The sequence below is a fragment of the Nitrospirota bacterium genome (genome assembly GCA_016194305.1).
Taxonomy (GTDB): Bacteria; Nitrospirota; Nitrospiria; order JACQBW01; family JACQBW01; genus JACQBW01.
Window position 1 is genome coordinate 22,714 of the sequence record JACQBW010000012.1, and the last position, 13,043, is coordinate 35,756.

The window sequence follows — 13,043 nt, forward strand, 5'->3', positions numbered from 1 at the left end:
GAAAAGACTCCCTATCATAGCCTGACGGAGCGGAGGAGAAAAGAAAAATTTAGAGAAAATTCAATGAACGGGACGGATGCGCTGGATTTGAAATTTTCTGATTTTATAAGATAAAATCCTTTCGGTCAGGTCGAGCTGTCGAGCCGCTTTCGCCATGATCCAGTTATTCTCCTCCATTGCCTTGATAATCAGTTCTTTTTCAAGCGTTTCTACCGCCTTTTTAAATGAGATGGTTGAAGTCAGCATTTTAAAAAGATCTCTCCCTCTTTAAGAACGACCTCGTATTGTTTGATTTTTTCTTTTTCGTTTGCCACACACCCTGTTTTCAAATTCACCTTCCTGCCATGCATTGGACAAATCACCTCGAGACCGGCCACGATTCCGTCGGATAAGGGCCCGCCTTGATGCGGACAACGGTTCGACACAGCCAAGAATTCATTTCCAAGATTAAAAATTCCAATCTCTTCTTCCTGACACCTGAATTTTCTTCCTTCGCCAAGAGGAATCTCATCGGGTCTCCCCACCTTGAATAGTCTATCCATCAACGACCAAAAGTTCTTTGAACTGGGAGGGGTGTACCGGATTTTCTCTTTCGCTTTTCCAGGGGTCAACCACAGCTGCCCTGGAAAGGGCAAAATGTTCCAGCAGTTCTGCAGGACGTTTCGATTCGGGATCAAAGAGCTCTTTTTTGATCGTTTCAACGCCGATCCGGACCACAAAGTCATATGTCCGTTCGAGATAATTTCCTTCTTCCCTGTAGAATTGGAGAAAAAGCGTAGCAACCCTAAGCGCTTCATCTCCCGTACCGACCGTCGCCAGCAAATCCCCTTTCCGAACTGTCATTCCGGCTGCACCTCCGACGTAAATCTCCCAGCCTGTCTGAATCGCCACAACACCAATATCCTTGACATAAGACTCCGCGCAGTTTCTCGGACAACCCGAGACCGCCATTTTCACTTTATGAGGCGTATAGAGACCTTCAAATTCCTTTTCCATTCTAATGCCGAAGGTGGTGGAGTCCTGAACACCAAAACGGCAAAATTCCGTCCCGACACAGGTTTTGACCGTCCGAATCGCCTTCGCATAAGCATGGCCGGAAGGCATCCCGAGATCTGCCCAGATCAGGGGAAGCGACTCTTTTTTTACCCCTAACAGGTCAATTCTCTGTCCTCCCGTTAGTTTGACCATCGGCACATGGTACTTCTCCGCGACATCCGCAATCTTTCTCAGATCTTCCGGCGAAGTGACCCCCCCATACATTCTTGGAACAACCGAATAAGTTCCGTCTTTCTGTATATTCGCATGGACCCGGTCATTGATAAACCGGGCACTTCTCTCTTCCCGATGGCGTTCTTTCCAGATTTCCGAAAGAAGATAACTTAAGCCGGGTTTGCAATAAGCGCATCCGATACCGTTCCCTAACTGCTCCAGGACTTGTGAAACAGACTTGAGCTCCCGCGTCCGGATTTGACTCGCCAGCTCTCTTCGGGAAAGGGTAAAACAGGGGCAAAAAGTTTCCGCCTTGCCGACCACCGGAACATATTCTCCGCCCAGAACCTCCTGGAGGATCTGATCAATTAACGGACCACAGCTTTTGCACGAGGTACAGGCCCTCGTCTTTTCACCGATTCCTTCCCGGGAGGTCAGCTCATCCTCCTGAATCGCGCTGACAATGCTTTTCTTGCTCACGCCCATGCAACCGCAGACGATATCGTCGTCTTCCAGAAGGAGACGGGTTCTCCCTTTTTCGGCGACTTCACCCATCATCAGAGTTTTTCGAAAAAGGGTTACATCCGTCTGACTCTTGACGAGTTGCAGTAGTCGAGCAGAATCACCGGTTTCTCCCAAAAGAATGGCCCCGACCACCCGGTTTCCCTGAAGAACAATCTTTTTATAAAGGGAATGGCTTTTGTCTGAATAAATCATCGCTTCGCATCCAGGACTATTCCCAATGAAATTCCCGATCGAAACCAGATCGATTCCCGCCACTTTTAGGGTCGTCGCCTCGATCGTTCCTTCATACGGCTTATCCTTCAGTCCGACGAGGGCCCGAGCGGCCCCCTTTGCCTGCTCGAACAGCGGCGCAATAATGCCATAACTCTTTCCCCGATGCTCAACACACTCCCCCACTGCGTAAATACCAGAATGGCTCGTTTCCATAAAATCATTTACGACAATCCCGCGGCGCGTTTGGAGTCCCCCCTTTTGAGCGAGTTCGATATTCGGACGGATGCCGGTTGAAAAAACCACCATATCGGCTTCAAATGCCTTTTCATTCGAAAAGGCAACTCCTTCCACCTTCTCTTCTCCAATAATCTCCCAAATTGAATGATTGAGATGAACAGTTATGCCGAGGCGTTCGACCTCCTTTTTCAGAATCAGCCCGCTTTCTTCATCAAGCTGGAGTTCCATCAATCGGTCAGTCAGGTGAAAGAGTGTGACATGAAGGCCCCGCTGAACCAAGGCCCGGCCGGCCTCAAGACCTAGCAATCCGCCTCCGATCACAACGGCTTTATGGGCATTTTTCGAGTATTCGATCATTCCGGCAGTATCTTCCAGATTCCGGTAGGAAAAGACACCCTTTTTATCAATTCCCTTGATCGGGGGTATAAAAGGATTGCTCCCTGTAGCGATAAGGAGTTTATCAAAAAAGAACTTATTCCCATGACTATCCACGACTGCTTTTTCGACAGGATCGATGTCCGTAATCGTACTACTGACATGGAGAATAATCTTGTTGTCTTCGTACCATTCGCGACTGTTCAGGTAGGTTTCTTCAGGGTTTTTCTTTCCGGAGAGCACGTCGGACAACAAGATCCGGTTATAGTTCACATGGGGCTCCGCTCCAAAAACTGTGATTTCAAAGTTGCCTCGAAGCGCAAGAATCTGCTCCACCGCGGCAATACCCGCCATCCCGTTTCCAACCACCACCAACTTTTGTCTATCCTTCATTTCTCTCTTTTCCAGGCTATCATTCTTCTTCTTTTCAAGTTCGGCCAAGGGAGTAACCAGCTCGATTTTTCCAGTTATGGACTCAATCCCGGATTTCGGTACCTGTGTTTTCACTTTTGAAAGTCTGACAGCGCAGAATTTTAGCTCGGGCTGACGCGAAATCGAATCGGTTGCGTCGTGCGTGACATCATTAATTGCCAGATCTTTTCCAAACAAGTCATTCCAATGAAAAGGGGAAAAACAGTTTCCCGGCAGGACGGTTTCCGTCACCCTGGCGGGAAGAATGGCGTACCCTCTTCGGGAACGGATTTCCACTTTGTCGCTGTCCGATAGCCTTAACTGTACGGCGTCGTCGGGATGAATCGCAATAAATGGGCCGCTGTCCAGCCTGGCAAGCATTGCGATTTTTCCGGTTTTAGTCAGGGTGTGCCACTGATGAGGAAGCCGGCCAGTATTCAGGACGAAGGGATAATTCTCGTCGGGAAGTTCTGCGGGAGCCAGATAGGGGCGGGCAAAAATTCTCGCCTTGCCATTTTCAGTCGGAAAACGGACCCATTTCTCATTCTGCAGATAACGAATCGGGTTTCGTTCCGGTCCGCCAGGCGGGCAAGGCCATTGCACGGGCGAAGTGCGCAGTCGATCATAGCTGACGCCGCGGAGGTCGTAACCGGTCGCAGCGTTCGATGCCAATTTGATTTCTTCGAACACTGATGCGGCATCCGGATATGAAAATGCTTCCGAATATCCCATCGCCGAAGCAACCCGGGAAATGATTTTCCAGTCCGGCAACGCAGTTCCCGGTGGATCCACCCCCTTTTGCATCAGGGTCAGGTTCCGTTCCGAATTAACCATGACCCCTTCCCCTTCAATCCACATTGCTCCGGGAAGGAGGATGTCGGCAAAGCGATTGGTTTCTGTATCATAAAATATATCCTGGCTAATGACCAATTCGGCGTTTTTAAGCCCCTCAATGACCTGTTTACGATTCGGCATGGAGGCGACGGGATTGGTGCAGATAATCCATATCGCTTTGATTTCTCCATGGGCAAGATGTTCAAAGAGTGAAACGGCGTCGAGTCCTGGCCGGGGATGAATTTTCCCATCAGGAATTTTCCAGAGTTTTTCGATAAATCGGCGGTCCAGGGCGTTCGAAACGCTGCGATGTCCGGGCAACCCATGGCTCAAATAACCCATTTCCCTCCCTCCCATCGCATTGGGCTGTCCGGTGAGCGAAAAAGGACCACTTCCGGGTCGGCATATTTTCCCGGTCACGAGATGAAGATTGCACATCGCATTGGTTAACCAGGTCCCCTGAATTCTTTGATTCAAGCCCATTGTCCAAAAACTGAGACATTCCGGGGCGCTTCCTATCCATTCGGCTGCCAAACGGAGATCCGCTTCAGGGATTCCCGTCAAACCTGAAACTATATGGGGTGGATATGCTTCGAGAAAAGGAACGAGCTCCTCAAATCCTTCCGTATGCCTCCGTATAAACTCCAGATCCTGGTTGCCATTTTTGAGTATGAGATGAAGGAGCCCGTTCAAAAGCGCAAGGTCGGCTCCCGCTCTGATCTGTAAAAAGAGGTCAGCATTTTCAGCGGTCGTGGTTCTCCTCGGATCGACGACGATGAGTTTCGCGCCGGATGATTTCAAGCGATCCAGAACTCTCAAGAATAGAACAGGATGACAATCGGCCATATTTGTACCGATCAGAAAGAAGCAATCGCTTTTCTCGATATCCTGATACGAACCAGGAGGACCATCCGAACCGAACGACATGTGATATCCGCTGGCAGCACTGGACATGCAGAGCCTGGAATTGGAGTCGATATGATTCGTGCCGATAAAACCTTTTGCGAGTTTATTGCTTAAATATTGCGCTTCCAGAGACATCTGGCCCGATACGTAAAAGGCTACGGCTTCCGGACCATTTTTATCTATGATGGCTCTTAAACGCAGAGCGGTTTCTTCGACGGCTTTATTGAACCCTACGGAAACCGGATCCTGATCCCTTCTTTCACGAAAATAAGGAGAGGTCATTCGTCCATCAGCCCGTATCGGTTCGGCAGCCGTGGCTCCTTTCGTACAAAGGCGTCCAAAATTTGCAGGATGATCTTTATCTCCGGCGACCTGGATCACCCGGTTATTCTCAACACTCAGTAGCATGCCACACCCTACCCCACAGTAGGGACATACCGTTTTAATTGTCTTCATTGCAGATTCCGGCATTACCCTCCCCAGACAACTTCCATGGATACCCTTCCGCTCTCTGTCAGCCCCTGGGAAGGAAGAGACCCGACCAGCCATTTCCTTCTTTTCCAGGATCTCTGAAACACAAATACCAGTCCAAAAAAACCAGACAGGAGAAGAATGCTGAAGGCATAAAATCCGCTTTCAAAAGTACCGGTTCTATCTCTCAATAGGCCGAAAAGTGTCGGAAGGAAAAACCCGCCGATCCCTCCCGCCGCACCGACGATTCCGGTCATCATCCCGATTTCTGCTTTGAACCGCTGGGGAATAATTTGGAAAACGGATCCATTTCCCATCCCTAATAAGAGGAGCGTAAAGAAAAGGAGGGGGACGGCCCACTTTAAGGGCGGAAGGGTCCCGACCCCTGCCAAAAGAAGAGCTACGCCGAAGAAAAGGATCGAAAGGACTTTGACGCCTCCAAAACGGTCGGAAACAAAGCCCCCAACCGGACGGAAAAAGGAGCCGGCAAAAACGCAGAGTGCCATCAGATTCCCCGACATGACCTTGGTCAGCCCGTATTGGTCATGAAAGAAGATCGGAAGATAGCTTGCCAGACCGACAAATCCGCCAAAAGTCATGGCATAAAAGAAATTAAACCACCAGCAGTCGGAAATTTTTAGAACCTGAAGGTAAGAATTAAACTGCTTGGGCTCCGGCTGATTGGGAGAGTCTTTCGCAAAAAGGATAAATATCCCCAGGACAACCGATACCGGTATTAAAGCCAATCCGAATACCGCATGCCAGCCCAACAAAGAGGCAAGCCGCGGTGCGAGCAGAGCGGTCAATACGGTCCCGCTATTTCCAGCTCCGGCAATGCCGAGCGCCATCCCTTGAGATTCGGGTGGATACCATCGGCTCGCCAATGGAAGAGCGACTGCAAAACTGGCGCCCGCCACGCCCAGCAGGAGTCCCATGGCCAATACCTGAGAGAAAGATTGAGCAAAGAGCCACCCCCAAACGAGCGGAATCATCGTCATGACAAGTCCAATGACCCCGGTTTTCTTTGGACCCAGATAGTCAGTCAAAAACCCGGCGGGAAGTCTGAGAATGGCTCCACCCAGAAGGGGAAAAGCAACCATCAATCCTTTTTGCGCTGCCGTCAGGGAAAGATCCTGTGTTATAAAGAGGGCCAGGGGACCTAACAAAACCCAAACCATAAAGCTCACATCAAAATAAAGAAAAGATGAAAATAAAGATCCAGGATGCCCCTGTTTAATGGATTTGATAAAAGTCATTTCTGGCTTTCCCCTGTTCGTATCGTATAAACCTCCTCCATAGGAGAGATGAAAATCTTCCCATCACCGTAATTGCCCGTAAACGCAGCCTTGGAGATTGCATCAATCGCTTTTTGGCACTCGTCGTTCGACACCACGATCACCAGCATCAGTTTGGAAAGTTCTTCATAGAGGGTGTTCCCAACCTGGATCCCACGCTGTTTACCTCTTCCCAGCACATCCATTTTCGTCATTCCGTAAATCCCTTCCAGTTCCAGCTGGCGCAAAACATCCCCCTCTTTTTCGGGCCTTATGATCGCTTTAATCATTTTCATTGGAGACACCTGTCACCTGTAAATTGGTTTCTAATTTGAAGTGCTTCTTCAACAGGAAGCACAAATATTTTTCCATCCCCTATTTTTCCGCTCTGATTCGAACGGATCAGGCTCTGAACGACCAAAGAAACGTCGCGGTCTGCAACAATCAGCGAGATATATAACTTGGGAACAAACTGAACTTCGACCTTGTCTCCATGGCGCCTCCAGAAAAAAAAACTTCGCGGAGCATAGCGAAGTCCCCTCTGCCGGCTTCTTCCCAAAACCCGCATGCTGGTATAGGCTGGAAAACCATCTGACTGAAGATTTTTTTTTGTTATAAACGCCTGGGAAGGTCTAATGACGGCAATGATCTCTTTCATCGTAACTAGAATAAGAGCAAAGAATATGCCAGAGGAAATCAGGAGGAAATGACATTGATTTTAAAAGACAATTTTGTGGCCTGCGAATGGGCCCCAATATCTTTGCTTCAAAATTGTTGTTCTGTGTCGCATAATCTACAATTTTGTTGTTAAGAAATTGGCTCTGCAGGAAGGTAGATTTGGAAAAGAGTTCCTTTGCCCGGTTCGCTCTCCACCCGGATTCGTCCCCCATGGGAAAGGATTATTTTGTGCACAATCGCCAATCCCAAGCCGGTTCCCTTTTCTTTCAACGTAAAAAATGGGACAAAAATCTTCTCAAGGTGCTCCTTGGCAATTCCCGATCCGTTGTCCTGAACCTGGATCAGGACCATCGAATTTTTTTCAACCGGATTCACCTTGGCTTTCAAAATCAGGATCCCGCCGTCGGGCATCGCTTCAAACGCATTTTGTATCAAATTTAAGAATGCCTGGCGGATAAGGATTTCATCAGAATGAATTGAAAGAGCCGGATCATCGAACTCATATCGGATTTCGGGTAATCGGCCTGTGTGGCGTGAACGGATTTGAGAGATCAGCTTGGTAAAGAAAGGTTCAAGCATGACTTTTCCCTTGTTGACCGGAGTCTTCTTGCCAAAACTGAGCAATTCATGAATCAAATGATCCATGGATTTCAATTCCGCAATGATTGCCTCGATCATCTGATTTTCAGCGGGATTTTTTTCTACCTTTTTTCCGAGCAGACGGACATAACCGAATATCGTTCCCATAAAATTTCTGAATTCATGTGCGATCCCGGCTGACATCTCACCCAGTACGGTTAACCTTTTTTGAAGTTCGACCTGCTCCTGGAGAACCTTTATCTCTGTAATATCGGTTAAAATAAAAGTTGTTCCAATAAACTCTCCCTGAGAACCCGTTAAGAGAGAAGAGCTGACTCCGATCCAGATCCTTTCCTGATTGCCTCCTTTGAGTACTTCCATTTCGGCTCGGGCAATGGGTCCGGGTTCCTCAATCGTTTTGCTGAGCATCGTCACCATTTTACTCTCTTGTCCAAAAACCTCTGCGCCAGACTTTCCCAGCGCGCTTTTGTTCGAAATTCCAAAGATTTTTTCTGCCGACTCATTAAAACTGGTGATGATTTTGTCTTTATTAAAGGTAATGACGCCACTACTGATGCTGCGCAGAATCGCTTCCTGAAAAGTCTCTATTCGGACCGCCCGCGTTTCCGCCTGTTGTTTTAATTTTTCAAGTTCCTGCTCTTTTTCTTTCAACTCTGAAATCAGTCCCTGAAAAGCATACATCACGGGATTGGAGTCTTTTACCTTCTTTTCCTCGAAAAATGTCTCCTTGTTGAATAGTTCTTTCAGCAAACGGTAAACATTGAGTCCGAGAGTCAGGAGGACGACCCCGCCAAATAGTTTCAAGAAAAAGAGAGTCGTTTCCCCTCCACTCCTTCCTTCCAGAGGACTCTCTCTCGTCAACCGGACTCCCACTGCGGGAAAGGCTCCTGAAGGCGGCATCAGATCAAAATAGAAAGAGACAATTTTCTCGCCCTCCTGGAATGAATCATAAACGGGCTCTCCCTTCCAGAGAGACTCCCATTTTTGGGATACCGATTCCAGAAGATCCAATGATGCCCCGTTTTTTAAAATTCGTGTCGAATCTGCCAGAACGGTCTTTTCCCTGCTGAACAGGGTAATTCGAATATTTTCTTTTGTTCCAAGGGTATACAGGTAATAAGGGTCGTCCAGGATCTCTTTCATATGTTCATTCAAGTTGGGTTTCAATCTTGCCAAATCACTCGCCAAATGTTCACTTTTTTCGAGTAGGAGGCTCTTGCGATAAGATGAGAGTAATCCGCGATCGTAAAAATCGAGTAGTAAAATAAAAAGCGATAATAAAAGAAAGAATATTTTAATGGAAGAAAACAGCTTAAGCTTGCGCGTGGATGGAAGAGATTCCACTTAAGTACCTAAATGGGTGTACCAATAGATGATCGGGTTTCCCCATAGAATGGATATCATCGCTCCCAGGGCGAGAAAGGGACCAAATGGAACCGGATACTTTCGAGATTTCCCCTTAAAAATCATCAGGATAATACCCAATACCGAACCGGTAAACGCGCTGATAAAAATCGTCAAGAGAACCGCTTTCCATCCTGCAAACGCGCCAATCATGGCAATTAATTTGATGTCACCGCCACCCATTCCGCCGCGGCTGACCAACGCCACGAGATAAAATAACCCCCCTCCCAAAAAAAGTCCGATCAAGGAATTGATCAGACCGGTAGGAAGGATGGTGGATGAGATGATGACCCCGATGACCAGCCCTGGCAGGGTGATCACATCCGGGACAATCTGATGATCAAGATCAATAAAGGTCACCGCGAGAAGCGAAGAATAGAGGAGGGAATAGGCAAGCCATATCCAGGACAATCCAAACTGGTGCACCAAAAAGAGATATCCCAATCCGTTCATCGCCTCAACAAACGGATAACGGATTGAGATCGCCCCATGACAAAAACGGCATCGTCCTTTTAGAAAGAGAAAACCGAACAGGGGAATGTTATCATACCAGAAAATCGGGTGCCGACAGAGGGGACAGTGCGATGAAGGAAAAACGATTGACTCCTCCCTTGGAATACGATAAATGACCACATTTAAAAAACTCCCGATGAGGGTGCCCAGAATAAATACGCTGATATCAATTAATGTCATCAAGTCGAAAGTTTCCTCCTTAAAAAATATAACAGATCTCGTGGATTCGGGCAATCGGCCGTTCCACCCTAAAAAGGGAGATCCGTGCCGTATTTGAGTCAGAAACCGAAGTAGAAATAGGAACACTCTGATTCAAGGCATTGATTTTGTGGCAATAGTGGGTCTGGCATCAAGTTTGCTGATATCGATTCAAGTTCAACAAACTGCATTCAAAACAGGAGGATTCATGGGACTGAAAAAGATCACCAGGAATTTGGGGATATCCATTATCATTGTAATGATCTCATTCTCAATTTCAACGGCTCAAACATTAAGCGGAGAAGTCAAAATCAGCGGCAAACAAAATCTTTCTCAAAATCAGGTTCAAAAAAAGAATGCCAAATCAAGAAAACAAAAAAAAATTAAACGTGCCAAGAAGAAAAATCAGAACCATGCTAAAAAAAGGATACTAACTAAGAAAATGGGGTGAGTGTCGTCACGAATGAGTGACGACTGGTTACGAACGCCTTCGAGACAGTGAGAAGGCAGGATGGCACCGTCGCTCTACTATCCGACGCAAGCTCCTATAAATCGAACAATCAACGAGGAAGGTGAGCGAGAAGGGAGGGCTCCAGCCGGCTCTGCCGGTGGAGGGGGTGACACAAGCCCCTAAAATTAGGTCCAGAATGATTTACCCGCATAGACTGGCCGGATAAGATCCTGCATTGAAACAATTCCTACAATTCTGGAATGGGATGATACGGCAAGATGTTTGACTTTTTTCTGACTCATCAGATCGCTTGCTTCGTCGTCATTTTTTTCTTCATCAATCACAAATGGGATCGACATCACATCTTCAACTTTAACGATGTAAGGGTTCAAATCTTTTGCCAAGACATTTCTGACCACATCGGATTCTCCAAGAATACCGACGATTTCACCGCTTTTCTCGTGAAAAACCATCACACTTCCAAGTTTCTTTTCAACCATCAGGGTCACTGCTTCCCGAATCGTTTTACCGGAATCGATTTTAACCGGATTCTTAGTCATAATCTGTTTAAGCTTAACCATGAGAGCCCCCCAAAATCAGAATTTGTTTTATAGACATGCAATACATATGCCGAGATATAAAATATCGTAACTTATTAAAATATCAAGAGATTTAAATCGCTTCATTGCGAAATAACTACAAAATTTTGTCATGACGTCAAATAAATGTCTTACCCAAAGTAATGATTTCGAATTCTCTTCCCATCTGAGACTTCCTGCCAAGACAAATTGAAGAGACTTCAACATGAAGAAGGTTGAATGGTTTCTAAAATTGATTTATATTCATGTGAATGCAATTTCCTAAACAACTCAAGACCATTTCTATTATCGGAGCGGGAAGCTGGGGGACGGGTCTTGCCGCCCTTCTAAGCGAAAAGAGTTTCAATATCAGGCTCTGGGCTTTTGAAGAAGAGACCGTTCAATCCATTCATGATTTAAGGGAAAACAAGATTTATCTGCCGGGGGTCCCGTTATCTTCTTCAATACAGGTCACCTCATCTATGGAAGAAGCTCTGGAAAACAGTGATCTGGTTCTCTTTGTCGTTCCTTCCCATGCCGCAAGATCGGTCTTGGTAAAGATAGCCCGCTTTATAAAACCGGGCACTCCGGTATTAAGTGCCACAAAAGGGATTGAAAATAAGACCCTCCTTCTACCGACTCAGATTATGCGAGAGATATTGCCTAAAAAGTGTCAGTCCTACATCGGGGCCTTGTCCGGGCCCACTTTTGCCAAAGAAATTATATTAAAACAACCGACTGCCGCAGTATTGGCAATTCATGATTCCAGACTAGCCATTTTTCTCCAAACACATTTGACGACCTCTTCCTTTATCATTTATGTTTCAAAGGATATTTTGGGAGTCCAGATTGGAGGCGCATTAAAGAATGTGATTGCAATTGCCACCGGTTGCTCTGACGGACTTGGTTTCGGTGATAACTCAAGGGCGGCTTTGATTACACGCGGACTGTCGGAAATCATTCGCCTCGGAGTTGCCATGGGAGCAAAAAAAGAGACCTTCGCCGGGCTATCGGGAATTGGCGATCTGATTCTGACGGCTACCAGCCATCAAAGCCGAAATTATTCTGTCGGTTACCAAGTCGGAAAGGGGAGCGCTGTCAGGGAAATCATTGGCGGTTCGAAATCTGTGGCAGAGGGAGTTAGAACCACCCTTGCCGCCTACCATTTGGCTAAAAGGTTCAAAATAAAGACTCCGATTATCGAACAGCTCTATCTAATTCTCTACAAGAACAAAGAACCCAGAAAAGCAGTCGATGAACTGATTTACCGCGCGGCCCACTCAAAAAAGGAAAAGCTTGAATTTTGAAATGTTGACGAGCCTCTTCGGAGGAGCGGGGCTACTCCTTTTCGGACTACGGACCATATCGGATAGTCTTGATAACCTTGCAGGAGCCCGGTTCCGGTCCTATCTGGCCTGGGTATCCCAGAACAGGCTATTTGGTTTAGGAACGGGCGCACTGATTTCGTCGTTACTGCAAAGCAGCAGCGCTGCAACGCTTCTCCTGATAGGACTCGCCAGGGCTGGAATTGTCACGCTCAATCAATCCATCTATATTATTCTCGGATCCGATGTCGGCACTACGCTCACGGTTCAATTGATCGCGTTTCGAATTTTTGATTATGCGCTCCTGTTCGTTGGCATCGGATTTTTCATTTATTTTCTGTCTCAGAAAGACAAGATCAAGTTTTTTGGTCTATCTATTCTGGGTCTCGGACTTATCTTTCTCGGAATTAAAGTCATGATTATTGGAATGGGGACCTTAAATGAGCAGATCTGGGTCAGACAAATGCTCGTTCTGGTCAATCATTACCCTCTGCTTGGAATCGTTCTCGGCGCTCTCTTTTCATCTCTTTTAAACAGCAGTACAGCCGCCATCGGCATTTTTCTCGCCGCCGCAACTCAAAATATGCTTGATATCAATTCTGCCATTCCGCTTATTCTCGGGGCGAATATCGGCACCTGTTCCACCGTCCTGATTTCCAGCATCGGAAGCTCGGTTGAAGGTCGTCGAATTGCCATGTCTCATTTTCTGATCAAGCTGATTGGAGTCGTTCTTTTCCTTCCGTTTCTCTATCCGTTCGAATCGCTCATGATTCTCTCTTCCCCGTACACTGGAAGGCGGATCGCCAATGCCCATACTTTTTTTAATGTCGCCGTGGCGATC

At 47.0% G+C, this 13,043-nt stretch carries 12 protein-coding genes; 3 read left to right on the forward strand and 9 right to left on the reverse strand.

The window, feature by feature from the left end; all coding sequences use genetic code 11:
• Window positions 1–60 precede the first annotated feature (60 nt).
• The 8 genes from HY200_05475 to HY200_05510 all read right to left on the reverse strand — a co-directional run bounded on the left by HY200_05475 (window position 61) and on the right by HY200_05510 (window position 9,830).
• Window positions 61–246, reverse strand: coding sequence for a hypothetical protein (locus tag HY200_05475; GenBank protein ID MBI3594391.1), 186 nt, complete (start codon window positions 244–246; stop codon window positions 61–63).
• On the reverse strand, window positions 240–542 hold the full coding sequence (locus HY200_05480; protein MBI3594392.1) for a Rieske 2Fe-2S domain-containing protein: 303 nt from the start codon (window positions 540–542) through the stop codon (window positions 240–242). The genes HY200_05475 and HY200_05480 overlap by 7 nt, the downstream gene beginning before the upstream one ends.
• Entirely contained in the window at window positions 535–5,166 is a 4,632-nt protein-coding gene (locus HY200_05485) for a molybdopterin-dependent oxidoreductase (protein ID MBI3594393.1), read from the reverse strand. Before HY200_05485 ends, HY200_05480 begins: the two co-directional genes overlap by 8 nt.
• Before the next feature lie 14 nt (window positions 5,167–5,180).
• On the reverse strand, window positions 5,181–6,437 hold the full coding sequence (locus HY200_05490; GenBank protein ID MBI3594394.1) for a NarK/NasA family nitrate transporter: 1,257 nt from the start codon (window positions 6,435–6,437) through the stop codon (window positions 5,181–5,183).
• Entirely contained in the window at window positions 6,434–6,751 is a 318-nt protein-coding gene (locus HY200_05495; protein ID MBI3594395.1) for a P-II family nitrogen regulator, read from the reverse strand. The genes HY200_05490 and HY200_05495 overlap by 4 nt, the downstream gene beginning before the upstream one ends.
• Complete coding sequence (locus HY200_05500) at window positions 6,748–7,113, reverse strand: P-II family nitrogen regulator (protein ID MBI3594396.1); 366 nt, start codon at window positions 7,111–7,113, stop codon at window positions 6,748–6,750. The genes HY200_05495 and HY200_05500 overlap by 4 nt, the downstream gene beginning before the upstream one ends.
• Before the next feature lie 149 nt (window positions 7,114–7,262).
• Window positions 7,263–8,909, reverse strand: coding sequence for a PAS domain S-box protein (locus tag HY200_05505; protein MBI3594397.1), 1,647 nt, complete (start codon window positions 8,907–8,909; stop codon window positions 7,263–7,265).
• A gap of 168 nt (window positions 8,910–9,077) precedes the next feature.
• A complete protein-coding gene (locus tag HY200_05510; protein ID MBI3594398.1) occupies window positions 9,078–9,830 on the reverse strand; it encodes a prepilin peptidase in 753 nt (250 codons plus the stop codon).
• A 226-nt stretch (window positions 9,831–10,056) separates the two neighbouring features.
• Between HY200_05510 and HY200_05515 the strand changes: the two genes are divergently transcribed.
• Window positions 10,057–10,299: a hypothetical protein gene (locus HY200_05515; GenBank protein ID MBI3594399.1), complete on the forward strand. Its 243-nt coding sequence runs from the start codon at window positions 10,057–10,059 to the stop codon at window positions 10,297–10,299.
• Between the two features lie 185 nt (window positions 10,300–10,484).
• Here HY200_05515 and HY200_05520 read toward each other — a convergent pair whose 3' ends face one another.
• The gene (locus HY200_05520) at window positions 10,485–10,880 is read right to left on the reverse strand and encodes a CBS domain-containing protein (GenBank protein ID MBI3594400.1); all 396 of its coding nucleotides are present in this window, start codon (window positions 10,878–10,880) and stop codon (window positions 10,485–10,487) included.
• 269 nt (window positions 10,881–11,149) lie between these two features.
• Here HY200_05520 and HY200_05525 point away from each other — a divergent pair, with 269 nt between their 5' ends.
• Both HY200_05525 and HY200_05530 read left to right on the forward strand, forming a co-directional pair.
• The gene (locus HY200_05525) at window positions 11,150–12,184 is read left to right on the forward strand and encodes an NAD(P)-dependent glycerol-3-phosphate dehydrogenase (GenBank protein ID MBI3594401.1); all 1,035 of its coding nucleotides are present in this window, start codon (window positions 11,150–11,152) and stop codon (window positions 12,182–12,184) included.
• Window positions 12,174–13,043 (forward strand): Na/Pi cotransporter family protein (locus tag HY200_05530; protein ID MBI3594402.1); only part of this gene is annotated, 870 nt, incomplete at its 3' end. The genes HY200_05525 and HY200_05530, both read left to right, overlap by 11 nt.